The 25359-nt window shown below is 54.5% G+C and carries 22 protein-coding genes, 1 tRNA gene, 2 rRNA genes and 2 pseudogenes (1 of these 27 only partly in view); 10 read left to right on the top strand and 17 right to left on the bottom strand.

Features of this window, described 5'->3' with window-relative positions:
• Positions 1-71: 71 nt before the first annotated feature.
• Positions 72-965: a DMT family transporter gene (locus ACZ5FM_RS16905; protein ID WP_464039291.1), complete on the bottom strand. Its 894-nt coding sequence runs from the start codon at positions 963-965 to the stop codon at positions 72-74.
• Positions 966-1245: 280 nt separating this feature from the next.
• On the opposite strand from ACZ5FM_RS16905, the gene ACZ5FM_RS16900 reads away from it, so the two are divergent.
• A complete protein-coding gene (locus ACZ5FM_RS16900; protein WP_464040489.1) occupies positions 1246-1995 on the top strand; it encodes a helix-turn-helix domain-containing protein in 750 nt (249 codons plus the stop codon).
• Between the two features lie 9 nt (positions 1996-2004).
• On the opposite strand, the gene ACZ5FM_RS16895 is transcribed toward ACZ5FM_RS16900, so the two are convergent.
• Positions 2005-3006, bottom strand: coding sequence for an aldo/keto reductase (locus ACZ5FM_RS16895; RefSeq protein ID WP_464039290.1), 1002 nt, complete (start codon positions 3004-3006; stop codon positions 2005-2007).
• Positions 3007-3121: 115 nt separating this feature from the next.
• On the opposite strand from ACZ5FM_RS16895, the gene ACZ5FM_RS16890 reads away from it, so the two are divergent.
• Positions 3122-4012, top strand: coding sequence for a LysR family transcriptional regulator (locus tag ACZ5FM_RS16890; protein ID WP_312946765.1), 891 nt, complete (start codon positions 3122-3124; stop codon positions 4010-4012).
• Here ACZ5FM_RS16890 and ACZ5FM_RS16885 read toward each other — a convergent pair whose 3' ends face one another.
• From ACZ5FM_RS16885 to ACZ5FM_RS16870, 4 genes are all read right to left on the bottom strand, one after another.
• Entirely contained in the window at positions 4013-4456 is a 444-nt protein-coding gene (locus tag ACZ5FM_RS16885) for a GNAT family N-acetyltransferase (RefSeq protein ID WP_250983276.1), read from the bottom strand. It abuts the gene before it with no gap.
• Positions 4456-5406, bottom strand: a complete 951-nt coding sequence (locus ACZ5FM_RS16880; RefSeq protein ID WP_464039289.1) for an aldo/keto reductase — start codon at positions 5404-5406, stop codon at positions 4456-4458. Before ACZ5FM_RS16880 ends, ACZ5FM_RS16885 begins: the two co-directional genes overlap by 1 nt.
• A 118-nt stretch (positions 5407-5524) precedes the next feature.
• Positions 5525-6529 carry a GlxA family transcriptional regulator gene (locus ACZ5FM_RS16875; protein ID WP_250983677.1) on the bottom strand — a complete coding sequence of 335 codons (1005 nt, stop codon included), beginning with the start codon at positions 6527-6529 and terminating at the stop codon, positions 5525-5527.
• On the bottom strand, positions 6529-7089 hold the full coding sequence (locus ACZ5FM_RS16870) for an isochorismatase family protein (RefSeq protein ID WP_464039288.1): 561 nt from the start codon (positions 7087-7089) through the stop codon (positions 6529-6531). Before ACZ5FM_RS16870 ends, ACZ5FM_RS16875 begins: the two co-directional genes overlap by 1 nt.
• A 184-nt stretch (positions 7090-7273) precedes the next feature.
• Here ACZ5FM_RS16870 and ACZ5FM_RS16865 point away from each other — a divergent pair, with 184 nt between their 5' ends.
• Positions 7274-8260: a Gfo/Idh/MocA family protein gene (locus tag ACZ5FM_RS16865; protein ID WP_250983273.1), complete on the top strand. Its 987-nt coding sequence runs from the start codon at positions 7274-7276 to the stop codon at positions 8258-8260.
• Between the two features lie 25 nt (positions 8261-8285).
• Here the strand turns inward: ACZ5FM_RS16865 and ACZ5FM_RS16860 are convergent, their stop codons facing one another.
• Positions 8286-8672 carry a GtrA family protein gene (locus ACZ5FM_RS16860; RefSeq protein WP_250983272.1) on the bottom strand — a complete coding sequence of 129 codons (387 nt, stop codon included), beginning with the start codon at positions 8670-8672 and terminating at the stop codon, positions 8286-8288.
• Entirely contained in the window at positions 8669-9673 is a 1005-nt protein-coding gene (locus ACZ5FM_RS16855; RefSeq protein ID WP_250983271.1) for a glycosyltransferase, read from the bottom strand. Before ACZ5FM_RS16855 ends, ACZ5FM_RS16860 begins: the two co-directional genes overlap by 4 nt.
• A gap of 123 nt (positions 9674-9796) precedes the next feature.
• On the opposite strand from ACZ5FM_RS16855, the gene ACZ5FM_RS16850 reads away from it, so the two are divergent.
• Positions 9797-11641, top strand: coding sequence for a hypothetical protein (locus ACZ5FM_RS16850; RefSeq protein ID WP_464039287.1), 1845 nt, complete (start codon positions 9797-9799; stop codon positions 11639-11641).
• 29 nt (positions 11642-11670) lie between these two features.
• On the opposite strand, the gene ACZ5FM_RS16845 is transcribed toward ACZ5FM_RS16850, so the two are convergent.
• On the bottom strand, positions 11671-11901 hold the full coding sequence (locus tag ACZ5FM_RS16845; protein WP_250983269.1) for a hypothetical protein: 231 nt from the start codon (positions 11899-11901) through the stop codon (positions 11671-11673).
• Positions 11902-12090: 189 nt separating this feature from the next.
• Between ACZ5FM_RS16845 and xseA the strand changes: the two genes are divergently transcribed.
• Positions 12091-13692 carry an exodeoxyribonuclease VII large subunit gene (gene xseA / locus ACZ5FM_RS16840; protein WP_464039286.1) on the top strand — a complete coding sequence of 534 codons (1602 nt, stop codon included), beginning with the start codon at positions 12091-12093 and terminating at the stop codon, positions 13690-13692.
• Positions 13693-13741: 49 nt separating this feature from the next.
• Here xseA and ACZ5FM_RS16835 read toward each other — a convergent pair whose 3' ends face one another.
• Positions 13742-14944, bottom strand: coding sequence for a mandelate racemase/muconate lactonizing enzyme family protein (locus ACZ5FM_RS16835; RefSeq protein ID WP_192486594.1), 1203 nt, complete (start codon positions 14942-14944; stop codon positions 13742-13744).
• A 61-nt stretch (positions 14945-15005) separates the two neighbouring features.
• Entirely contained in the window at positions 15006-15713 is a 708-nt protein-coding gene (locus ACZ5FM_RS16830) for a FadR/GntR family transcriptional regulator (protein WP_250983267.1), read from the bottom strand.
• Between the two features lie 542 nt (positions 15714-16255).
• On the opposite strand from ACZ5FM_RS16830, the gene ACZ5FM_RS16825 reads away from it, so the two are divergent.
• The gene (locus ACZ5FM_RS16825; protein WP_464039285.1) at positions 16256-17119 is read left to right on the top strand and encodes an EamA family transporter; all 864 of its coding nucleotides are present in this window, start codon (positions 16256-16258) and stop codon (positions 17117-17119) included.
• Between the two features lie 3 nt (positions 17120-17122).
• Here ACZ5FM_RS16825 and ACZ5FM_RS16820 read toward each other — a convergent pair whose 3' ends face one another.
• From ACZ5FM_RS16820 to ACZ5FM_RS16810, 3 genes and pseudogenes are all read right to left on the bottom strand, one after another.
• Positions 17123-18370, bottom strand: a complete 1248-nt coding sequence (locus ACZ5FM_RS16820; protein WP_464039284.1) for an aminopeptidase — start codon at positions 18368-18370, stop codon at positions 17123-17125.
• A gap of 152 nt (positions 18371-18522) precedes the next feature.
• Complete coding sequence (gene ybaK, locus ACZ5FM_RS16815) at positions 18523-18999, bottom strand: Cys-tRNA(Pro) deacylase (protein ID WP_464039283.1); 477 nt, start codon at positions 18997-18999, stop codon at positions 18523-18525.
• A gap of 11 nt (positions 19000-19010) precedes the next feature.
• Positions 19011-19357 (bottom strand): annotated as a pseudogene (locus ACZ5FM_RS16810) (ArsC family reductase).
• A gap of 182 nt (positions 19358-19539) precedes the next feature.
• On the opposite strand from ACZ5FM_RS16810, the gene ACZ5FM_RS16805 reads away from it, so the two are divergent.
• The 4 genes and pseudogenes from ACZ5FM_RS16805 to ACZ5FM_RS16790 all read left to right on the top strand — a co-directional run.
• Positions 19540-19707, top strand: coding sequence for a hypothetical protein (locus ACZ5FM_RS16805; protein ID WP_192486587.1), 168 nt, complete (start codon positions 19540-19542; stop codon positions 19705-19707).
• Positions 19708-20006: 299 nt separating this feature from the next.
• A complete protein-coding gene (locus ACZ5FM_RS16800) occupies positions 20007-20645 on the top strand; it encodes a 5'-methylthioadenosine/S-adenosylhomocysteine nucleosidase (protein WP_464039282.1) in 639 nt (212 codons plus the stop codon).
• Positions 20646-20727: 82 nt separating this feature from the next.
• On the top strand, positions 20728-22290 hold the full coding sequence (gene guaA, locus ACZ5FM_RS16795) for a glutamine-hydrolyzing GMP synthase (RefSeq protein ID WP_464039281.1): 1563 nt from the start codon (positions 20728-20730) through the stop codon (positions 22288-22290).
• A 798-nt stretch (positions 22291-23088) separates the two neighbouring features.
• Positions 23089-23313 (top strand): annotated as a pseudogene (locus tag ACZ5FM_RS16790) (LysR family transcriptional regulator); the annotation flags it as partial.
• Between the two features lie 340 nt (positions 23314-23653).
• On the opposite strand, the gene ACZ5FM_RS16785 reads toward ACZ5FM_RS16790, so the two are convergent.
• The 3 genes from ACZ5FM_RS16785 to ACZ5FM_RS16775 all read right to left on the bottom strand — a co-directional run.
• Positions 23654-23730: transfer RNA gene (locus ACZ5FM_RS16785), tRNA-Met, on the bottom strand.
• A gap of 375 nt (positions 23731-24105) precedes the next feature.
• Positions 24106-24220: ribosomal RNA gene (gene rrf, locus ACZ5FM_RS16780) — 5S ribosomal RNA — on the bottom strand.
• A 95-nt stretch (positions 24221-24315) separates the two neighbouring features.
• Positions 24316-25359, bottom strand: a 23S ribosomal RNA gene (locus ACZ5FM_RS16775) (it continues 1757 nt past the right edge of the window).

Genomic DNA, 25359 nt, shown 5'->3' with positions numbered 1-25359 from the left:
TGATTTTAAACGATCAAGGCCCGCGAAAGCGGGCCTTTTTGTTTTGGTTGGCTGTTGTTGCGGCAGACGTTTCAAGCCGCCACCGTTTTTCGGGGTGCAGGTTGTTTTGCAAAGATCACCACATTGCCGGCCAGCGTCAGCAGCAGGCCAATGCCGCCAAGCAAAGTCCACTGATACCCTTCATAAAGCGTCGAAAGCGACAGCGCGACCACTGGAAACAGCACGGTGGCATAAGCGGCCCGCGACGATCCGATGCGCGCGACCAGCATCAGATAGGTGGTAAAGCCAACGACGGAACCAATGGCAGCGAGATAGAGCATGGCCAGCAGGTAACGGGTGTCGGGCGGCGCAACGACCGGCGTTCCAGTGACCGCAATCAAACCCAACAGAATGATTGCCCCATAGGTCATGCCCCAGGCATTAGAGGTAGCCGGTGTAATGCCAGCCGCGCTGTTGCGGCGTGACACCATGTTGCCGAGGGAAAAGAACAGCGTGCCGAGCGCCGACAGGCTGACACCTTTCCACGTGTCGACATTGTAGTGGATGATGATGTCAGGCCCAAACAGCAACACCAGACCCGATGCGCCAAGAGCGGCCGCCACCAGCGTGCGCCCGGTAATCGCATCGCCGAAAAACAGCCGAGCATTAATGGCGTTGTAGATCGTCGCCAGCGAAAAGATCACCGAGATCAGGCCCGATGGCACGTAGCTTGCGGCATTGTAGAAACAGATGAAGTTGAGGCTGAACAGGCAAAATGCCTGCGCCAGAATAAAGGGCTGATTTTTCAGTGCCGGAATTTTCAGTTTTCCCATCACTATCAGGACGATGAGAAACAGAACTGCTGCGGTGGCAAAGCGGTAAAAGACCGAAACCAGGACCGGCACCGGCCCGACCTGCATGGCAATTGCGATCCAGGTGGTGCCCCAGATCAAGACGGTGGAAATAAATAGAATGATGTTGGCCATTTGGTCCTCGCGGTATTGCGAGAAAGATATGCGCCGCCAGTGAACCGCATTCTTGCATATTCTTGCGGTGAAATGATCTCGGCTTACCTGAACCGTTGCGTAGATTGTGACAGGACCCAAACTATTCGGTAGAATGGCCTCATCGTCAGGGTTCATCATGCAGGCTCAACCGCAATCCGTTTTCAGTTTTCTCAAGGCGTCGCCTTCCGCAGATGTGGTTGGTGCGATCGATCTTTCGTTTGGGCGCTCGGCAGCAATCTGGCGCAATGCGCATGACCGCATGAAATATGAGCGGACTGACGGACACACATTCAGCCTTTACCTGCAAGGCGGCACCGGCACGCGGCGGTTGGACAATGGCGGTGTGAACGGTTGGCCGGGGGCCTTGTGTGTCATGCCGCAAGGCGCCTCGTCGGAATGGGAAATCACTGATACCTTCGAGTTTGTGCATCTCTACGTAGAGGATGACGACCTGCGCCGTTTCTATACGGAAATGTTTGATCAGGACGCCAGATTGATGGTGTTGCCCGAGGCAACCTTCGACAATGCGCCTGAAATGGCAAAGGCTTTGCAGCGCATTGCAGAGGCAACCCGGCAAAGTGATAGGATGGCCGCAGATGCCGCCGTGACCAGCGCATTGACTCAACTGTTTACCGATCCGCGTTACGGCGGAAAGCAGTTCCCTTCGATCAAGGGTGGCCTGACGCCAGCGGTACGGCGACGGCTGATTGATTATATCGATGCCAATCTTGGTCAGACGCTGGCCCTGCATGATCTGGCAGGGATTGCCGGCCTCAGCGAATTTCATCTGCAGCGCATGTTTCATGCCAGCTGTGGGGTTTCCCCACATGTCTGGGTGATGCACAGACGCATCGCCCAGGCCAAAGTGCTTTTGGCAGGACGCGATCCGATTGCTCAGATCGCGTCCGCCTGTGGTTTCAGCAGCCAGAGCCATTTGACACGGGTGTTCAAGTCCCTTGTCGGCACCACGCCTTCAGCCTACCGCCAGGGTGTCCTCACTCACGCCTGAGGCCGCCTGTCAGCGGCTTGCCATCGAAGCCAGTTGCTGCGGATAACGACCGCCTGCAACTTTTGCCGGAGACAGCATATCGCCAAGCTCCTTGACCTCTTCCTTGGTCAACACAACGTCTGCCGCAGCAATGTTCTTTTCCAGATTGGCAATCTTGGTGGTTCCGGGGATTGGCACGATAAAATCACCCTGCGCGAGGACCCAGGCCAGAGCCAGTTGACCGGCTGTTACACCCTTTTGTTCTGCCATCTCTTCCAGCAGTGTAACCAGCGCCAGGTTGGCATCGAAATTCTCCGCCTGAAAACGCGGAAGCGAACGACGGAAATCATTATCCGACAGGCCATCCAGCTTTTTCAGCGCTCCGGTCAGTACACCACGACCAAGCGGGCTGAACGGCACAAAACCGATACCAAGCTCGCGGCAGGTGTCCAGCACGCCATTTTCTTCGACATCGCGTGTCCAGAGCGAATATTCGCTTTGCAATGCCGTGATCGGATGTTCGGCATGCGCCTTGCGGATGGTATCGGCACTGGCTTCAGAGAGACCGAGATATTTGACCTTACCCTGCTTCACCAGCTCAGCCATAGCGCCCACCGTCTCTTCAATCGGCACATTGGGGTCGACACGGTGCTGGTAAAACAGGTCGATGACATCAACGCCCAGACGTTTCAGAGAGGCTTCGGCCACGGCGTGGACATTTTCAGGGCGGCTGTCGGTGCCCCCCATCATCCGGCCGGCCGGTTTGCTGGTATCGATCTTGAAACCGAACTTGGTGGCAATCACCACCTTGTCGCGGTAGGGCTGCAGCGCCTTTCCGACAAGGATTTCATTGTCGTAGGGACCGTAAACTTCCGCCGTATCGAAAAAGGTGACACCAAGCTCCACCGCCCGGTGCAACGTGGCAATCGAACCACTGTGATCTGTTGAGGGACTGTAGGCGTGGGTCATGCCCATGCAGCCAAGGCCAAGCGCCGAGACAGAAAGATCTTCTCCGAGAGTTCTGTTTTTCATTTTGTCCGTCCTTTCAGGAAGGAAATATTTTTTGAGGAACAGACACACCATATGACGATGCGCGGATAAAAATAATCGCTGCAAAATCGCGTGGGTTGTTCTAAATAATAGAACAATGAATCGTGTTCAGCTTTCACAACTGGCCGTTCTGGCCACCGTCGCAGAAGAAAAAAGCTTCCGCAAGGCGGCCGCTGAACTGGGCATTGCGCCATCCGCGGTCAGCCATGCGGTCTCTGCACTGGAGGCTAGCCTTGGCCTGCGGCTGCTTCACCGCACCACCCGCAGCGTTTCACCGACCGAAGAAGGCCGGCGGCTTCTTGAAACACTGGCACCAGCCTTGAGCGATATAGACACAGTCATCAGCACGCTTGCCGAACAGGGTGGTCGCCCGGCCGGACCGTTGCGCGTGACCTTGCCGCGCCTTGCAGCAGAAGAATTGCTGATGCCGCGGCTAAGCGAGTTTCTGGAGCTTTATCCCGACATTTCCCTTGAAGTCGCCACCCATGACAGCTTTGAGGATATTGTCGCCAAGGGTTTTGATGCCGGATTCCGGCTGGGCGAAAATCTGGAAGCAGACATGATTGCCGTTCGTGCCAGTGGCCCGTGGCGCGGCGCGATTGTCGCGTCACCTGGTTATTTCGAGCAACATCCAGCTCCCCAACATCCCCGCGAACTGATGCAACATCGCTGCATAAGCCGTCGTTTTTCAAGTGGGCGGATTTATCGATGGGAGCTGGAAAAGGACGGAAAACCGCTGGTCGTTGATGTGCAGGGGCAACTGATCCTTTCGGACCAAAACCTCATTTGCCGTGCGGCAATTGACGGTGCAGGTCTTGCTTTCGTGTTCGAACAACGGGTCGAAGACCACATAAGGGCTGGCCGTTTGGTGCGTGTGCTGGAGGACTGGTGTGCACCGTTTGACGGTTTTTATATCTATTACCCCTCGCGCCGGCAGATGCGGCCGGCGCTGAGGGCCTTCGTCGATTTTTTCCGCTTCAAGGGCTGATCAGAACTTGAGGCGGTAGCGGATATGGCCATCGCTTTCGACATAGCTGTCATAAAGCTTGCGAGCGCGCTGATTGTTTTCATCGGTGTGCCAATAGAGGCGTGACCAGCCCTTTTCCTTGCTGATGGCAATCAGATCATCAATCAGGGCGCGGCCGATACCCTTGCCACGAATGGTCTCATCGATGAACAGGTCTTCCAGGTAACAATCCGGGGCCTTAACCCAGGTGGAGTCATGAAAATGGTGAATGGCAAATCCCACCGTCTGCCCATCCAGGACCGCCAGACGCATGGACAGACGAGAGACCGGGTCCATCACCCGGGCCCAAGTATGAGCCGTTACCTCTTCAGCAAGATCAACATTGTAAAAGGCGAGATAATCGCGCCACAGTTTTAGCCAGTCGGCCTGATCCTGTGGCTGGGCATCACGAATTTGCAGGCTCATTATGCACCTGTCTTATCGAGAAGCGTCATCATGTCGTCTGTCAGTTTCAGGTCCGTTGCCCGCTTGAAACTCTCCAGCTGCGACAGGCTTGTGGCGCTGGCTATCGGTGCTGTCACAGCCTTTTTGCGCAGCAACCATGCAAGAGCGATATCTGCCAGCTTTGCACCGGTTTCGGCAGCCACTGTGTCCATCGCACCGAGGACAGCCAGTCCGCGGTCATTGACGTAACCTTCTACCCGATACGAGCGTGCAGCACCTTCCGTATCGACCTTGGCGCGGTATTTCCCGGTCAGGAAGCCAGCGGCAAGGCTGTAATAGTTGATGACGCCGATATCTTCCTTCACGCAGAGGTCGGCCAGCGGGCCTTCAAAATCGGCACGGTTATAGAGGTTATATTCCGGCTGCAGCACATCGTAACGCGGCAGGTTGTTGCGTGCAGCAACATCCAGCGATGCCTGAAGCTGTTCGGCACTATAGTTCGAGCAACCGATTGCGCGGATCTTGCCCTGCTCTTTCAGCCGCGCAAATGCGCCAAGCGTTTCCTCAAGCGGTACATCCTCATCCGGCTTGTGGGCCAGATAAAGGTCGATGTAATCGGTCTGCAGGCGCTTGAGCGATGCATCGACAGCCTCGTTTATCCACTTGGCGCTCAGACCTGTCTTGCGCTCATTATTATCGAAGCCGACTTTGGTGACGATGACAGCATCTTCGCGTTTTACCGAACTCTGTTTCAACCAGTTGCCGATGATTGCTTCTGACTCACCACCCTGATGGCCGGGAACCCAGGCGGAATAGACATCTGCCGTGTCGATGGCATTAAAACCCGCGTCAAAAAAAGCATCCAGAAGCTGGAAAGAGGTCTTTTCGTCGGCAGTCCAGCCAAACACGTTACCACCGAAAACAATGGGTGCGATGGATAGGCCGGTGCGGCCAAGGGCGCGTTTTTCCACGTCAAATACTCCTTTTCAAAACTGCTTTTGCCAAACTAGCAATCCTGCGGAGACATAACCATTGAATTTCCCTGATGGGATACTGCCTGCCCGCGTGATGAATCGCTGCGGTCACATCTCACGACAGATGCGAACGGTAATGACTGGGTGAGTGGGAATTATGTTCAGACCACACACGGCGAAGATGACGTGTCGAGGCAAAACCGGAGCGTTCCGCCACGCTCTCCATGTCCAGTCGCGAATTGCTGATCAGATCGCGCGCCAGATTTACCCGCATCAGGTTGACATAGTCCACCACGCTCATGCCGGTATGTTCGCGAAACAGCCGCGAGAGATGCCGCTGGCTGAGACCAGAACGTCCCGCCAGTTGCGGTAAAGACCACTCTTCGGCGGGTGCGGACATAATGGCATCCTGCGCCTTATGGATTGACGGATGAATATGGTTGCGACCGCTCAGCCAAGGTGAAATCTGCGGATCGTGACCGCTGCGGCGGAGATAGACGACCATGGTTTGCGCGATGCGCGCCGCGACCACGGGGGTCGTCAGACCCGACACGATATGCAGCAGCAGATCGATGCCGGTCGAAATTCCCGCACTTGAGAAACGTTTACCATCCTCGACAAACAGCCGGTTTTCCAACACCTGCGCCAGAGGTGCTACACGGCGCAATTCACTTATACAGTCGGTATGGGTGGTGCATTGGTGTTTGTCGAACAGTCCAGCTTGCGCTGCGATCAATGCACCGGAGCAGATGGAAATAATGACGGTATCGTCTCTGACGGTGCTGCGCAGCCAATCGGCCAAAGCACGCCTTTCCCGGCTGATATCACTGTCTGAACCGGCACCGGGCGGCGTGACAGAAGAACTGCCTGAAATCAGCACCATGGCATTATCAGGCAACTCGTTCGGCAGAGTCTCAAGCCCCGCCAAGGTCAGGCCAATGGTGGTGGACTGTGTTTCGCCTGACGCGATGAAATGGCAATCAAAATGAATGTGGTTTTGCTGTTGATTGGCATAACGCAGCACCTCCAGTGGGCCAGCGACGTCCAGCAGCAGAGTTTGCGGCGGCAGAACCACAAAGACAGAAATAATTGTTTTTGAAGCGCCGCCGCTTGTGTTCATCATGCTGTTGCTTTCGTTCCTACCAAAGCGTCATCGACCGTGGCGATACGCGCAAAACGTCCGGCGAGGACCAACTCGGTGCGTTTGGCAATCTGCTCGGGCGAAAAAACTTCACCGGAAGCATGTGTCATGGGGAAGGTTAGCGTTGCCTCGGTTACGTAGTCCACGCTGTAACCAATATCGGAGCCATGGCGGGTTGTCGTTTCGCAGCATTGCTCAGTGCGAATACCCGAAACGATCAATCGCGTGATGCGATTTTCTTTCAGCCAAGCGTCAAGCTGCGTGCCGACAAATGCCGAATGGCGGTTTTTGCGAAACGTCACGGCGGGGTTGATCTCAATGCCATCAAGCGTGCGAACAAATCCGTTTTCTTCGGAAAATGCGTGGTCACCGTCAACGTGAAAAATCTGGACGACCGGAATACCAGCAGTGTCTGCACCATCGATCAGTTTCTGCTGTGCCGAAAGATAGGTATTCAGACCGCTTTCCTCGAAATACGGTGTGTGCCGGAACGATTCCTGCACATCGATCACCAAAAGCGCTGTTTTCTCATCGGACATTTTCTGTATCTCCAGTTTTCAATGGATACAGTTTTTCGCATTTCTATAAAAGTAAAAAGGCGGCTACACGCCAAATGCAGGACATATCCAGCCATCAATGCGATCAACATATCCGGTCTTTCGTCTTCGGTTGCTTGTCTATCATGGCATGCTAAGGTGCTGTCCACATTCTAGGGAGATGAGCATGCTACGTTTTGGAATTCTGTCGACAGCGAAAATCGGCCGGGATCTGGTTATTCCTGCCATTCAAGATGCGGAAAATGCCGTTGTCACAGCGATTGCCAGCCGCGATCTTGCCAAAGCACGTCAATTGGCAGACCGCTTTTCGGTGCCACACGCCTTTGGTTCCTACGAGGAAATGCTGGCCTCCGACGTCATCGATGCCGTCTACATTCCTTTGCCCACTTCCCAGCATGTTGAATGGACGATCAAGGCTGCTGACGCTGGCAAACATGTATTGTGCGAAAAGCCGATTGCCCTGAAGGCCGATGAGGTCGACAACCTGATTGCCGCGCGTGATCGCAACAAGGTGCTAGTGTCGGAAGCCTATATGGTGACCTACGCTCCTGTATGGCTGAAAGTGCGCGAACTGCTCTCCTCTGGCGCGATTGGCACGCTGAAACATGTGCAGGGCGCATTTAGCTATTTCAATCGCGATCCGGGCAATATGCGCAATATTCCGGAACTTGGTGGCGGCGCCCTTCCCGATATCGGCGTATACCCCACCATCACCACCCGTTTCGCGACCGGCAAGGAGCCGAAGCGCGTGCAGGCCGTGGTGGAGCGTGACCCGGTTTTCGGAACCGATATCTATTCCAGCGTCAAAGCTGACTTCGGTGATTTTGAACTGAGCTTTTATGTCTCGACACAGATGGCCAACCGCCAGGTCATGGTGTTCCACGGCACCGAAGGTTTCATTGAGGTAAAATCACCCTTCAATGCCGACCGTTACGGCGCCGAGGAGGTCGAGTTGACCAACCAGAGCCATGGCCTGTCACAGATTTTCCGTTTTCAGGACAGCCGCCAATACCGATGCGAAATTGAAGCCTTTGCGGCGGCCGCAAAGGGCGGCGATGCAGACGTCGTGTCGCTCGAAAGCTCTAAAAACAGCCAGCGTTTTATCGATGCGATTTATCGCGCGGCTGACAAGGATGGTTGGGAAACGGTGTAGGCCGTTTCCGTGTCCTTTAGCGCAATCAGCCACCTTCGCGGCGACGAAAGACGAACCGTGAGTAACCGAAGTAGCTGAATGCCATTGCCGACAGCGATGACAGAAACAGCGCGATGAACGGTTGCAGGTCGGGATTGCGCAGCAAAAGAAGAGCGTAAATGCCGTAATTGATCAGGGCCGCGACGATGCCAACAAAGGCATATAAAAAGCCCTCATGCAAAACACGGCGATCCGACTTGCCAAAGGTGACATGGCGATTGACCAGCCAAGTGAACAGCATGGCGGTGGCAATCGCAAAAATACGGGCGATGAAGGGACCAGCTGGCGTGTAGGCGATCAGCAACAGCGTTACGCCGGCATCCACGGCAAAACCCGAGCCGCCCGCTATCACAAACCAGAAAAGTTTTTTCACGCCACCCTCACATCCTTGTCGTTGCCGTTCTGGCGCGGGACAGGTGTTTCGGCAAGGGCTTTGGACGATATTTGTTTCTGATTCAGATAATGGATGCGCAGCTGTTCATTACGCGAGCGCGCAACGGAATCGAGAACCAGACCGGCTGTAAATATCAGGAACGAAATCATCAGCAGAGCCATGGAGAGAACCCAGGTCGGCATTTTCGAGACCAGACCTGTGGCGAAATACTCCGCCAGAACCGGCGTCATAAAGGCCATGCTGATCGACAGCGTTACCGCGCTTGTCATCGAGAAGAACGCGAAAGGCCGGGTCTCCTTCATCAGCATGGCGAACATCCATAGAATGCGCAGACCGTCCTTATAGGTGGAAAGTTTGGAGTGCGATCCTTCCGGGCGGCGACCGTAATCCAGCTCCAGCTCACATACCGGTAACTTGAGACGCGATGCATGCACCGACATTTCGGTTTCAATTTCAAAGCCTGCCGACACCGCCGGAAAGCTTTTTACGAAACGTCGAGAAAACGCCCGGTAGCCGGAGAAAATATCGGTAAAATCGGTGCCAAAGATACTGCGATACAGGATATTGAACATACGATTGCCAGCAGCGTGGCCCTGACGTCCCGCATCAGCCGTGACGCCACGTCGTGTACCCACGACCATATCGGCGCGTTCCGTCAGCAATGTGCGGATCAGTTCTTCGGCATCTGCTGGAGAATAAGTGCCGTCTCCATCCGCCATAACGTAGATATCGGCTTCGATGTCTGCGAACATGCGGCGCACGACGTGACCTTTGCCCTGACGGCGCTCACGCAGAACTTCCGCGCCCGCCAACATAGCCTGCAGGGCCGTCCCATCAGTGGAGTTGTTGTCATAGACCACGATGCGGGCACTTGGCAGAGCCTCGCGAAAACCTCTCACGACACCGGCAATCGTTGCCGCTTCATTATAGCACGGCAATAACACGGCCACGGTTACATCGCTGCTGGGCGCAAAGGTCATGATTTCTACTCAATACAACAGAAAATCTTCAGCCGGAGAACAAGAACCAGCCCGTTTTACTATTTCTTGAGAAGGTTAAATCTAGGTTGAAGAGACTAGTAAACACATACGGAAAATAACAGCATGACAGACGAGACCCTGCCGGGACTTTCGAGGGAAACATGCAGGTCCAACCTGACAGAGGCAAACGGCAGCACTCTCTCCAATGGGCGTTTCTGGCTTATTGTGCTGGCCTATTTCCTGATCACGGCCGGTATTATTTTCTTCGGTAACCTGTTCACGGCAACGGATTATGTCGGCCTCGATAATGACGACACAATGCGTCTGGTGGAAGTACGCGACCTGCTTGCCGGTCAGGGATGGTTTGACCTGATGCAATATAGGCTTGGCCTCACCGGCGGAACGCTGATGCACTGGTCGCGCGTCATCGATGTGCCCATCGCCGCCTTGATCAGCTTTTTTGGCCTGTTCCTATCGCCTGAAGGTGCGGAGAGGGTCGCACTTGCTGTCTGGCCACTTTCGCTGCTTTTTCCGCTTTTTGCAGCAACGGCTCTTGCCGGTCGTCGCATGGGTGGAGAAGCCACCATGCATATCAGCCTGCTGATGGCCGCCCTGCTCGCCTTCGGCAGCAGTCGCTTCTATCCCGGTGCGATTGACCATCACAATGTGCAGCTTGTGCTGACGATGGTGATTGTCGCCATGCTGCTTGACCCCAAATTTCGAGCCTCAAACTACGCGGTGGCCGGTGCTTGTGCCGCCTTTGCCATCGCAATTGGTGCAGAAACAACGCCGCTGATTGCAGCAACGGCTCTTGCGGTGGCCTTGTCGTGGGCCATCATTGGCGAAGCATTCCGCGCTGCTGCCAAGGCGTTCGGCCTTTCCCTGACGCTCACGATATCAGCCCTGTTCTTTCTAACCGTTCCATCGTCATCCTATTCACTGGTAACCTGCGACAGCCTTTCTCTCGGCTTTTACGGGCTGTCCGCAATCGGTGGAACACTACTTTTCCTTTCCGCCAGCGCCGCCTCAGCTCTTTCCAGGACAAAACGCTTCGCACTTCTGACGATCAATGGCGTTGCCATTCTCAGCACAGCATCGGTGCTGGCACCGCAGTGCCTGCAAAGCCCACTTGCAAACCTCGATCCGCTGCTGGTCAAATTATGGCTCAACAATGTGGGTGAGGCACGCAGTGTCATCGCGCAGGCACGGATCGAGCCGGAGGGACTTGGTGCATTTTATGCGCCGGGCTTACTGGCTATGGGGCTCTGCCTTTACCAAATCACCAGCGGTCACAAGGCCCTTCCTCACGCCGTGCTGTTTCTCCTGATTCTGATCTGCTGGGTAATTTCATTGATTCAGCTTCGCGTCGCAGTTTTCGCAAATCTGATTTCCATCCCCGTTCTCGCGGTTACGATTGCGAACCTGCGCGAAGCAGCAATGCAAAAACAGTCTTCTAGTGCAAGCTTCGGCTATCTTCTGCTGTTTGCCATTTCCACGCCGCTGATCTGGGCTCTGGCGGCCTCTTGGTCGATTACCGGGTGGAATATGATTAGCGGTCGCACAGTTGCTGACGTCGGAGGTAACACAGCCTGCGTGAGCAGAGGCGATTTCGCGCAATTGGCACACCTGCCAGCTACCGTTGTCGCGGCCCCTGTCGATAGCGGCGCACCTATCCTTCGATTTACCGATCACAGGGTGCTCAGCGCACCTTATCACCGCAATCAGGGTGGCATGCTGGCAGAAATCCATATCGGCCTGTCATCGCCCACGGAAGCAGAGGCTTTCCTGCGTGGTGCAGATGTTGGCATTCTTGCCTTCTGCCCCAGTGATATAGGCACGAAAAATCTTGTCGAAGCGGCACCGGATGGGCTGTACGCGTCGCTGGCGCGTGGTGTTGTCCCGGATTATCTGGAGGCTCTGCCCAAGGATGAAACGTCCAGCCTGCAGCTTTACACGGTTCGCCCCTGAGGCGGACCTGTTGGGTGATGACTTGAGTGTTAGGCGGCGCGCAGTCTGTGAACCAGCAGCATGCCGCAAAGCAGGCTGATGATACCGGTATTGTATCCGGCAACAGCGATCACCAACGGCAAGAAGGCGACAGGACCGGCTGAGACAAAAGCTGCAGCTGCGAAGGTGCCACCGATCATCAAACAGATGAGGATGATGCAAAATGCCGAGCGAAGCATAACGGCTGTCATGCCCAAAACCATGGCGGTTAAGAAGATCATTTGTCCGCCTCCTGTGCGACTTTAACTGACCTCAAAATGGCCCGCATATCCTAAAGAAACATTGCGATAGGTCATGGAAGCAAGCAGGTTTCAGCCCTTTGTAGGGTTATGGTTTCACCGTCATTAATCGTCACGTTACAATCTCTCCATAAACGTTCACAAACCGGTCATCATTGGCTAGAAACGGGAATGAGCAATTTTTTCGAGAGCGATTCTGGCAGCAATCTCACCGAGTTTTCCGTTTCGGAACTATCCGGTTCCATCAAGCGGACGGTTGAGACGGCGTTTGATCATGTGCGGGTGCGCGGTGAGATTTCCGGTTATCGTGGGCCACATTCTTCGGGCCATGCGTACTTCTCCTTGAAGGACGACAAGGCGCGGATCGATGCAGTGATCTGGAAAGGCAGTTTCAGCAAGCTGAAGTTCCGGCCGGAAGAAGGCATGGAAGTGATTGCCACGGGCAAGATCACCACATTCCCTGGCTCGTCCAAGTACCAGATCGTTATCGAAAACCTGGAACCGGCCGGCGCCGGTGCGTTGATGGCGCTTCTGGAAGAACGTCGCCGCCGGCTTGCTGCCGAAGGGCTGTTTGATCAGGGGCGAAAACAACTGCTGCCGTTCATGCCCAGGGTTATAGGCGTCGTAACTTCGCCCACCGGAGCAGTTATTCGCGACATCCTTCACCGTATTGCCGATCGTTTTCCGGTTCACGTCATTGTATGGCCGGTGAAAGTGCAAGGTGACGGTTCGGGAGAGGAAATTGCAAATGCCATCAGGGGCTTTAATGCGATCGCCCCCGGCAGCGCTATTGCCAGACCGGATGTCCTGATCGTTGCGCGCGGCGGCGGCAGCCTTGAAGACCTATGGAGCTTCAACGACGAAATTGTGGTTCGTGCAGCCGCTGACAGCGATATTCCGCTGATATCTGCCGTTGGCCACGAAACCGACTGGACGCTAATAGACCACGCAGCCGATGTGCGTGCACCAACACCAACCGGTGCTGCCGAAATGGCGGTTCCTGTTCGTGCAGATTTGCAAACGCAGCTTGCTGGACTTGCTGCACGACTTGCTGGTTCAACGACACGGCAAATGGACAATCGTCGCCAGGGTCTGCGGGCGCTGGTTCGTGCATTGCCTTCGCTAGACCAGCTTCTGGCCCTGCCCCGTCGTCGTTTTGACGAGGCTGCCAGTGGACTTGGTCGCGGGCTTGAGTTGAATACGCTGAACAAGCGACGCGCCTTTGAACGCATCGCCTCGGGCCTGCGGTTGGACATGCTGGTTCACCGCCTGCAAGTGCAGCGTCAGGCGCTTACTGAGCGTATGCAGCGGTCTGATCGGATTGTTGAACGTCGGCTGTTGCAGGCTACCGCTCGCGTATCGTCGTTTGATTCCGCCCTACGCACCTTGCCTGTGCGGCTGCTGGGGCAAGTTGAACGCCAAAAAGAACGGGTTACGGGTATTTCGCGGCGCGCCGATACAGCGGTTCTGCACCGCATGGCACAGAACCGCTCAGGACTGGCGGCACATGAGCGTATTCTACAATCTCTGTCTTATAAAAATGTTCTGAAACGCGGTTATGCTGTCATCCGCGATGAGGAAAACCGTACATTAACGCGCGCCGAAGCCGTAAGCAGCGGCATGTTTGTGTCAATGGAATTTGCCGATGGTCGTGTGTCAGCCGTTACCACGGATGAGACCGGGGCTGCATCTCCAACGGAGACGTCGGCGCCTAAAAAGAAGCCAGCAAAGCCAGCATCATCCACCCCGACGGATCAGGGCAGTCTGTTCTAAAGGTCATCGCGCAAAGCTGGCTGGCAACTTTGCGCGATGAATGATCGGTTTAGATCGAATTGGCATCCGAGAAACGACGGCTGACGGTGAAGGCCTTTTCGAGATCCGGGTGCAGTTCCATGCCGAGGCCGGCACCGGGTGGCACAGTGATCATGCCGTTTTTCACTTCAGGCAACGCCGTCACCAGATCGCGGTACCAAGTCTTGTAGAAGGCACGGACACTTTCTTGAACCAATGCGTTTGGCGCATTGAGCGAGAGGTGGGTAGAAGCGCACAGCACAACCGGACCGGTGCAGTCATGCGGCGCGACCGGCAGGTGCCAGGCTTCAGCCATGGAAGCGATCTTGCGGGCTTCTGAAATACCACCGCACCAGCTGATATCCAGCATCATCACGCCAGCGGCACCGGTTTCCAGAAGGTCACGGAACGCCCAACGAGAGCCGAGCGTTTCAGACGCCGAAATTGGTGCCGGCGATACGGCAGCGTAACGTGCGAGGCTGGACAGGCTGTCCATTTTGATCGGGTCTTCGTGCCAGAAGGTGTTGTAGGGCTCCAGTGCCTTGGCAATCTGCATGGCGGGCAGAAGTTGCCACATGGAGTGGAACTCCACCATGATGTCCATTTTGTCGCCAACGGCCTTGCGGATTTTCTCAAACGGTACCAGTGCGCTTTTCAGATCCGGCATCGAGATATACTGACCACGGGTCTTTTCGGCGGCCGCGTCAAACGGCCAGATTTTCATGGCTGTGATGCCTTCTTCCAGCAGTGAATGCGCAAGCTCATCGGCATTGTGCAGGAAGCCGTTGAGATCGTCATATTCCTTGCCGCCGGACAGGCCGTAATTGCCGGTCTGCTGACCGGTCGCCTTTTTGATATATTCCGTGCCTGCACAGGTGTTGTAGGTCCGGATTTCCTTGCGGCTGAAACCACCAAGGAGCTGGGCAATCGGCTGGTTTGTCACCTTGCCGAAAATATCCCAGAGCGCGATGTCAAAAGCCGAGTTTCCGCGTACTTCGGCACCGGAAGACCGGAAACCGAGGTAACCCACCAGATCCTGCGCCAACAGGTCGATCTCCAGAGGATTACGCCCAATCACTCGTGGTGCAATATATTCATGCACATAGGCTTCAACGGTCTCAGCGCCGTAGAAGGTTTCACCCAGACCGGTTATGCCTTCGTCCGTGTGAACCAATACCCATAGAAGGTTTGCCCGTTCCGCGACGCGGACGGTTTCAAGTTTCGTAATTTTCATGGATTTCCTCCTGGAAAGCGGTTCAGGGAAAATCAGCTGCTCCTGAACCACATAAGACAGATTATGCTATTCCTGCTGCGATGAGTGCGTGCACGCTCTCGTCGAAATGTTTCGCCATCAATGTCGCGGCGATTTGCGGATCACCTGCGGCAATGGCCTGCCCGATGGCAATATGAAGTTGGCCTGCCGCATGGCGTTGTTCGTCCGATGTGCGGCTTTTCCAGCCAATCGGCCATGTCTGGCGTGTGACATTCTGGAACGCACCCAGAATGAGCTCAAACACCGGATTTTTAGAGGCTTTTGCAACGGCAAGATGGAAGGCGAGGTCGTGTTCCATGACCTTTTCATTGTGGCCAAAATCGACTTCCATCTGGTTGGCATGGTGCAGAATGTCCAGCGCCTCGCTGTCGGTGCGGCGTAGCGCAGCCAGCGTAACCGTCCGCACCTCTATGGTACGACGAACATCGTAGATCTGCTGAATAGTGATCTGTTCGGTATGAATGCCATGTTCGAACATCAGCGACATTGCACCATGATCAAGCGTGGCAACTGTTGCACGCTTGCCGGGACTCATATCAATCAGCCGCATGGCGGAGAGCGACCGGAATGCCTCACGCACAACCGTGCGCGACACACCAAGCTGCTGCGACAGCGTCATTTCGCTTGGCAATTTTTCACCCGGAGCCAATTCATTTTCTCTGATATGGCGGGTGATGGCGCTGATAGCACCACTGACAAGGCCAAGGTCCTGCGAAACCTCTGTAAACATTTCTCCTCCAACCTGTACTACAGGTTTATGGATTATTGCGTACAAGAGTTCGTTGATATGTGCAAGGTCACGTTACGGCATAATTCGCCAAATCGCAGCCTAATTTAGGAAAAAATTATGCAGTGAATTGCCGAGTAGCAGGATTCCCAATGCACTATCGGCGGCAAAACCAGATTGTCTAGCCTTGCTCGAACTCACAGGACGACCGTTGCAGGTTCTTGTCGTGTTCAAGCGCACGGTCATATCGCCGATCCAGCAAATCGACGATCAGGACGACACAATCAGTTTTCTTCCTCGGCCACCTTACCTCGACAACGCTAAATGCAACTGACTGAATGCAGCAGAGATACAGATTTCTCAGAAGGTGGCTCAGGTCAATTCAGCCGCTACACTGCCAGCGCTCTGCGAACGCGGTCAGGCGTTCGCATTTGGCCAGCATTCAGCATCCCCGCCCAAACTCCAAAGTGACTGGCCACCAATATTATCTTGACATCAAGACAAAATACATCAATCCTGATTTATCTTGATGTAGAGATTGTTTTATGATGCGAAATTTCCGATACACAACCGATGTTGCAGCGACGGCCATTGCCCCAGCGATCTGGGGTAGCACCTATTTTGTCACCACGTCGTTCTTGCCGCACGGCTACCCATCAACAGTTGCTATGTTGCGCGCCCTCCCCGCTGGCCTGCTTTTAATGTTGCTGGTGAGAAAACTGCCAAACGGTATCTGGTGGGGGCGCAGCTTCCTTCTCGGAAGCCTCAACTTCTCGTTCTTCTGGGCCATGCTATTTGTCTCAGCATACCGATTGCCCGGCGGTGTCGCCGCTACAGTTGGCGCAGTTCAGCCTTTGATCGTAATTGCCCTTTCACGCGTCTTCCTTGGCACGCCAATCCGTTTTCTTGCGATTGTTGCTGGCCTAATCGGCATAGCGGGCGTGGCACTGCTGGTTTTGACACCTCAGGCCGCACTTGATCCCATCGGTGTCGCTGCGGGTATCGCAGGTGCGGTATCGATGGCGTTTGGCACGGTTCTGACGCGTCGCTGGCAACCGGCAGTTTCCAGTCTAACCTTTACAGCGTGGCAATTGACCGCCGGTGGAATTTTGCTTGTACCAGTGGCGCTGCTGCTGGAGCCAGCCCTGCCGACGCCCAGCACAGCAAATATTCTGGGTATTGCCTATCTCGGCCTGATAGGTGCAGCATTCACCTATCTGCTCTGGTTCCGCGGGCTCTCCCGTATTGAACCGTCAGCCGCTGCTTCTCTTGGCTTTCTTAGCCCACTGGTCGCAACATTGCTCGGCTGGCTGGCGCTTGGTCAAAGCCTAGCGCCAGTCCAAATTGTCGGCTTCATAATGGTGCTGGGCAGCGTCTGGTTAAGTCAGCGCAGCCAGATGCCCCGATAAAGATCAGGCCCATTCGCCCTTGCGCATGACGGGCACCTTCGTCCCGTCTGCGCGAACACCATCGATATCGACCTTGTCGGAACCGATCATCCAGTCGATGTGAATAAGGCTTGAATTCCCGCCTTGGGCCTTGATCTGCTCCTGGCTGAGCGAGGCACCATCAAGGAAGCACTTTGAATAGCATTGGCCAAGGGCAATGTGGCAGGATGCATTTTCATCAAACAGCGTGTTGTAGAACAGAATGCCGCTGGCCGAGATCGGCGAAGAATGTGGCACCAGCGCCACCTCGCCCAACCGGCGAGCACCTTCGTCTGTATCCAGTACCTTGTTCAGGACCTCTTCACCCTTGCTTGCCTTGGCCTCTACGATACGGCCAGCCTCAAACTTCACCTGGATGTTGTCGATCAAGGTGCCCTGATGCGACAAAGGTTTGGTACTCGAGACATAACCATCGACCCGCAGCGCATGCGGTGTGGTGAACACTTCTTCGGTCGGAATATTCGGATTGCAGGTCACGCCATTTTTTGCCGTCGATGCACCGCCGTGCCATTCATGGCCATCAGCAAGGCCGATCGTCACATCCGTACCGGGGCCGGTAAAGTGCAGGCTGGCGAAACGTTCGCCATTCAACCACTTTGAACGCTTGGCAAGGTTGGCATTGTGCTGAACCCACGCAGCGACTGGATCAGCCACGTCAACACGCGAGGCCGCAAATATCGCATTGGCCAGTTTCTTGACCGCCTCGTCTTCCGGCACATCGGGAAATACCAACTTGGCCCAAGAAGGGTTGGGGTAGGAAATGATGTTCCAGTTGATATCAAAATTGGAAATCTTCTCCAAAGCAGGTTTGTAAGCCATGGAGTTGGCCTTGTTGGCGCGAGCAACCTTTGCCGGATCTTCCGCCGAAAGCAGCATTGGATTGTCGCCGGAAATAGCCAGGCGTGCAGCGCCGTTTGCATAGGCTTTTGCCATGCCTTCGTACAGCCAGCCGGACGCTCTGTCGAAATTGCCATCGCTGGCATGGCGATAGCGCGCCAGCGTGGTTTCCTCATCCGAATAGAATGTCGTCACCAATCCGCTGCCAGCCAGATAGGCGTGCTTGGTCAAAAACCGAACCAGAGGCAGGGCAGCGAGCGGCGCCGTGATGACCAGATCCTGATCCTTCTGCAATTGCAGACCCACCTTGACGGCCACTTCGGCCAGCTTTTCAAGTTTGACAGGATCAATGGATGACGAAGATGAGAGTGTCATGATTTACCTCGAACTTTGTTACCAGAACGGAACGCAGGGCTGGATTCTTAGAGCCTGCGGCCCGACTTGGGAACCATGAACGTGATAAATTTCAGGCGGCGAACAATCACCTCTCTCCGTCGACCCGCAACACCACCCTGTCTTGAGAATAACTATTCCGCGACAATCGGGGCGACAATGGCATTGAGTGTTGTGACAGCATCTTGTGGCGACAGGCGCACCTGAAGGCCACGCTGACCACCATTGATGTAGACATACGCCTCAGTCATCGCCTGCTGCTCAACTGCTGTTGGCACTTTCTTTTTCTGTCCAAACGGGCTGATACCCCCGACGTGGTAACCGGTGATGCGCTCCGCTTCCGCAGGCTTCATCATCTGGGCCGACTTGCCACCAAAGGCCAATGCCAGCTTTTTCATGCTGACTTCCTTATCTGACGGAACTACGACGCATAGAGGTTTGCCGTCCAATTCAGCCATCAATGTCTTGAGAACGCGATGCGGAGGCTCACCGATCGCCTCTGCCGCCTGCAGACCGATGCGATCCGCCCCGGGGTCATAGTCATAGGTGACGGTCGAAAACGTGATCTTGTTCTGGCTGAGAGCCTTAGTCGCTCGCGTGGTCTTGGACATTATTTCTCACTTCAAGCGGAAAACAGGCGCTCGTAAATTTCAGGCTTAAAACCGACTGTTACGGTTCCGTCCTTTTCGAGCACCGGACGTTTGATCATCGAGGGTTGTTCGAGCATGAGGGCGCCTTATCTCTCGACAAATCAGCCTTAGATGCATCGTCCAGCCTTCTGAAGGTCGTGCCGGCGCGATTTAGCACCGTTTCCCATTCCGCCTTGCCACACCAGTTTTCAAGGTGCGCACGGTCAATGCCTTCCGCCTTGTAGTCGTGAAAACGATAATCGATGTTGTGCACTTCCAGCCACGTGCGGGCCTTTTTCATCGTGTCGCAATTCTTGATGCCATAAATGGTGACTGTCATCGGCTTCCCGTATTCTTGATCAAACAGATGCAATCCATAACAAATTCTAGCGACTGTGCAAATTTCCCGAGCAGCTTTTGCGCGAGATCAAACATTTCTGCATGGCTTGCCTGCTATATCATCGGTTGTAAACAGTCTCTTCAAGCACCATTATTAGGGCGTACAAGAAAACGGAGAGTAAAATGCGTAATATCGCAAAGAATTCGCGTAATTTCATTGGCCAGACGATCGCTATTTTTGGTGCCGCTGCATCGGTTTCTGCCGCTGTTCGCGCTCACCGCAAGCCAGCCCAATCCGACCTTGAAGCCCTTGGTATCGATGCTGCTGCTTTCGATAAGGTGCAGCTTTAATTCCGAGTTTACAGCCTGTTGCGTGGCGGGACACCTGTCTCGCCCTGTTGAGAAAAATTCGGCGCGTATAGCCTGAAAAACACTTGAATCCTCACCATATTGCTTAAAACCACGCAAGGTGACGCAGTGAAAATATAATGATATATATTTTCACTTTATTTCCCGTATAAATTTTTCGTTAACGATATACTTGGATCGCATGAGGCCGCCGTCATACGCCGCGCCTAAACCATGCGCTAGGCATCGTCATATTCATCGGCTAAAAAAAGACCTTTCAGCACGTCGAAAGGTATAGTCTTATGGATTTTCAACTTCTTGATATTACCGGGAAATCAATCCTTTTTGCCATGGCAGCAGAAGCGGAGTACGGTCCACACCTCAAAGCAAGAATATCGCCACTGATGATTGGCGTTGGACCGGTCGAAGCTGCTGTGTCCCTGACCGCCGCCCTGTCTCTGCTCAAGACCAAAGGTGAGCTGCCTGACCTTGTTGTTTCACTTGGCTCTGCCGGCTCGCGCAGTTTGGAGCAAACAGGTGTTTACCAGGCAACATCCATTTCCTACCGCGACATGGACGCATCCCCCTTGGGCTTTGAGAAGGGCCGCACGCCATTTCTCGACCTTCCGGCGGAAGTAAAGCTGCCGTTTTTCATTCCCGGAATTGAGGGTGCTCGACTATCGACCGGAGGCAACATCGTATCCGGTTCCGCCTATGACACGATCGACGCGGATATGGTGGAGATGGAGAGTTTTGCCGTGTTGCGCGCCTGCCAGTATTTTGGCATTCCAATGGTAGGTTTGCGGGGAATTTCCGATGGCAAGGCAGAGCTTCACCACGTCGATGACTGGACGGAATATCTTGATATCATCGATGAGAAGCTGGCGCTGGCCATTGATCGACTGACATCAGCGGTTGAACAGGGCCAGATTGCCCTTTGAACCATTGCCTCACCGCAGAAATTCTGCTGTTTGGGGTCATCTGACAGTTGCCTAATCTGCCGGATTTCTTTAAAGGCTCGCCATGGAAAACACAGCACATCCCGACAGCCTTCTCATCATCGATTTCGGTAGCCAGGTCACGCAGCTCATTGCGCGCCGTGTCCGTGAAGCCGGCGTGTATTGCGAAATCGTTCCCTTCCAATCAGCTGAGGACGGTTTCAAACGTCTGCAGCCCAAGGCGGTTATCCTTTCCGGCAGCCCAGCCTCGACACTGGAAGACGGTAGCCCACGCGCTGCACCAGTTCTGTTCGATAGCGGCGTTCCAGTTTTTGGTATCTGCTATGGTCAGCAGACCATGTGTATGCAGCTCGGTGGCAAAGTCGAAAGCGGGCATCACCGCGAATTCGGTCGTGCCTTCCTCGAGATCGACAAGGACTGCGCCCTGTTTGACGGCGTCTGGTCTGTTGGCTCTCGCCATCAGGTGTGGATGAGCCATGGTGATCGCGTAACGGCTCTGCCAGACGGTTTTGAGGTGGTTGCTACCTCATCCAATGCGCCGTTTGCATTCATCGCCAACGAAAAGAAGAAATATTACGCCGTTCAGTTCCACCCGGAAGTCGTGCACACGCCCGATGGCGCTAAACTGATTTCCAACTTTGTTCACAAGGTTGCGGGCATCAAGGGCGACTGGTCGATGTCGGCTTACCGTGCCAAAGCTGTTCAGGCTATCCGTGACCAGGTTGGCGACAAGCGTGTTATCTGTGCCCTCTCTGGCGGCGTAGACAGCTCTGTCGCAGCGCTGCTCATCCATGAAGCCGTTGGTGACCAGCTCACCTGTATCCTCGTGGATCATGGCCTGATGCGCAAGGACGAGGCAGCCAATGTGGTTGCCATGTTCAAGGAACACTACAACCTGCATCTCATTCACGTTGACGCTGTTGATCGCTTTATCGGCGAGCTCGAAGGAGTCAGCGATCCTGAGACCAAGCGCAAGATTATTGGTCGCCTGTTCATTGAGACCTTTGAGGATGAGGCCAAGAAACTTGGCGGCGCCGATTTCCTCGGCCAGGGCACTCTTTACCCTGACGTTATCGAAAGCGTCTCCTTTACCGGCGGCCCATCCGTGACCATCAAGTCGCACCACAATGTCGGCGGTCTGCCTGAGCGTATGAACATGCAGTTGGTTGAGCCGCTGCGCGAACTGTTCAAGGACGAAGTGCGTGTGCTCGGCCGTGAACTTGGCTTGCCGGACAGCTTTATCGGCCGCCATCCTTTCCCAGGCCCTGGTCTTGCCATTCGTTGCCCGGGCGGTATTACCCGCGAGAAGCTCGAAATCCTGCGCGAAGCTGATGCCATCTATTTGGATGAAATCCGCAAGGCTGGCCTTTACGATGCTATCTGGCAGGCGTTTGCCGTTTTGCTGCCGGTTCAAACCGTTGGCGTCATGGGCGATGGCCGCACATACGAATTTGTCTGCGCCCTACGCGCTGTAACCTCCGTAGATGGTATGACAGCCGATTTCTATCACTACGATATGGAATTCCTTGGCCGTGCCGCGACACGTATAATCAACGAAGTCCGCGGCATCAATCGCGTGGTTTATGATGTGACTTCGAAGCCACCTGGCACGATCGAGTGGGAATAAGGCTCGTCTTTTGACAGATGCTTCTTGAACCAAGTAACTGAGGGCCGCCGCTGGAGATATCCATCGGCGGCTTTTCTCTGGCCGGCGCTGGGGGCATTTTTCCTGAATGGGCTTGTCGGGAGCAGAAGTGAAATCCGGCCGTCTAGTGCTGCCGCATTCTCCTCGCCTATTCTCTTTTCGCTGGAGATTTTTCTTTAACTTCGTGTTGCTCGACGCCTTTTTTTCGGCTCACCCTATTCACTCCAGTCGACACTTCTTCTTTGAAGTGTCGTTCCTTGCCATCTTCAAACGGTGCTTTTTCAAAGCAGGTGGCTCCCGCCTTTTAGATTCCGGCTGTATTTTTTTTTACCCCATTAAACCGGGACCTATTCTGATACGCTGGCCGCCTGCTTTCTGCTTTTGCTTCATTGCGATTTGTACGCCTCTCTCTGAGCGTTTCGTTCGTCCACTATGACATAGGAGCTGGCTCGTTGCGCAGCGGTTCCTATGCCTCTGTGGCCCGTCCGACTTTTGCTTTTAGGTGATTGAGGTTTGCCCCGTGACGTAGGTTTGCGCCTTCCAGTTCGCCTCCGGAGGCCGCGCGCGCAGAGTTATTCTGCGACCTGGTTGAGAGGCGGCGCTTACATTGCGGTCATTGTCGCCCTCTGAGGTGCAAGCAAGTCGATCGATCAGCTCTATTCCGCCCTGCCTTTCGCGCCGGGCTGATCATAAGAAGTGGTGCAGCACATTACGCCGACTTTCGGCGCCGGCCGTCGTGTTGTTCGGTCTCCGCTGCGTGCCTTCAATGATTTCGTCAAGGCGATGCGGCGATTGTGCCTTGATGGTTTAGGCTTGGGGCGTGTTGGCGGTTTTCATGTGGAGGAGGATATTGAGGCGGGCAGACTTGTGTCTGTTCTGGACGATTATAATCCACGTGATGCCGAGGTTATCTGGTGGGTCTATGGTGGTTCGGGACCATTGTCTGGCCGGGTACGCGCCTATTTGGATTTTCTGAGCGAGCATGTTGTGCGAGCGTGGCCATGATTTTCTGGTGGGACGTCTACCATTGGTTATTGAGCGTTTTGTCGCCGGCGGTTTTTCGTGGCTTTGACTTTCGCATTGGGCAGCTTTGGTGTGCCTTGGTCGTTGTGCTTTGAGCAGGGTTATTTTCGCGGGCGCGTAGGTGCCGGCAATGGTCTGCGGTTTCTTTTAGCTTTGAGATTTTGATTTTTTGGGGGATGTTTTGGTGATTTGGTTGCGGGGCAGGATTTAGGATTTTTCTGTCCCGTTGCGTCGGCTGTGCCTCCTTGCGGGCCCCTGAGGAGGCGTTAACTCCTCGACGCGTTAGCAACAAAAAAGCCCGCTTGCTGCGGGCTTGTTTTATTGGTTGCGGGGGCAGGATTTGAACCTGCGGCCTTCAGGTTATGAGCCTGACGAGCTACCGGGCTGCTCCACCCCGCGTTACCAGGTTTTTGCCAAAGGCAAAATACCCCTCGGCAAACTGTAAAACAGTTTGTCCGTACTCGGTAAACTGCATGGCAGTTTGTCCGAACCAGCGCAAATCCAGAGGATTTGTCGCGACGACGTCGATCGCTCTAGCGATTGACGGATCTGTGCCGAGCAAATTGCGTTGCAATTTGTCTCGCGTTTCCTGAACTTGCCAGTTTTCCCGATCTATCAGCCCTCAAAGAGTTAGCTTTTCGGAATGCGGGACGGCATGAGTCCAAGAATTGGCCTTAAACGCAAAAGGCCGCTTTGATAGCGGCCTCGTGTTGGGCATCGAGGCCCTTTTTGTGATGAGAAGATGTTTTGTAAGCTTTGAGTTGCGTTTAGCAGACCTGGCAGCGACCTACTCTCCCGCGTCTTAAGACGAAGTACCATTGGCGCTGGGGCGTTTCACGGCCGTGTTCGGAATGGGAACGGGTGCAGCCGCCCCGCAATAACCACCAGGTCGGCAAAACGCAACAACTTACGTTGTTTTCGAGAAGCTGGAGAGCTTGAAGCTCACTTTAATTTAACACGTCTTGATGGACATGAACAATGAGAACGAAGAAGTCGATCGAGCTATTAGTAACGGTAAGCTTCATACATTACTGTACTTCCACACCCGTCCTATCAACGTGGTCGTCTTCCACGGCTCTGATAGGGAATACTCGTTTTCAGGTTGGTTTCCCGCTTAGATGCCTTCAGCGGTTATCCATTCCGTATATAGCTACTCTGCTATGCCCTTGGCAGGACAACAGATCCACCAGAGATACGTCCATCCCGGTCCTCTCGTACTAGGGACAGATCCTGTCAATATTCCTACACCCACGGCAGATAGGGACCGAACTGTCTCACGACGTTCTGAACCCAACTCACGTACCGCTTTAAATGGCGAACAGCCATACCCTTGGGACCTGCTCCAGCCCCAGGATGCGATGAGTCGACATCGAGGTGCCAAACAACCCCGTCGATATGGACTCTTGGGGGTCATCAGCCTGTTATCCCCGGCGTACCTTTTATCCGTTGAGCGATGGCCCTTCCACACGGGACCACCGGATCACTATGACCGACTTTCGTCTCTGCTCGACTTGTCAGTCTCGCAGTCAGGCTAGCTTATGCCATTGCACTCGACGACCGATTTCCGACCGGTCTGAGCTAACCATCGCGCGCCTCCGTTACTCTTTCGGAGGCGACCGCCCCAGTCAAACTACCCACCATACACTGTCCCGGATCCGGATAACGGACCGCGGTTAGACATCCACGAAGATAAGGGTGGTATTTCAAGGATGGCTCCACAAGAACTGGCGTCCCTGCTTCAAAGCCTACCACCTATCCTACACATGCCTTGGCGAATGCCAGTGTAAAGCTATAGTAAAGGTGCACGGGGTCTTTCCGTCTGACCGCAGGAACCCCGCATCTTCACGGGGAATTCAATTTCACTGAGTCTATGTTGGAGACAGCGGGGAAGTCGTTACGCCATTCGTGCAGGTCGGAACTTACCCGACAAGGAATTTCGCTACCTTAGGACCGTTATAGTTACGGCCGCCGTTTACTGGGGCTTCAGTTCAGAGCTTGCACCCCTCCCTTTAACCTTCCAGCACCGGG

It is taken from the genome of Agrobacterium sp. 5Ca50, from assembly GCF_055381905.1.
Note: the sequence above shows the minus strand (reverse complement) of the source record. Positions and strands in the feature narration are given on the sequence as shown.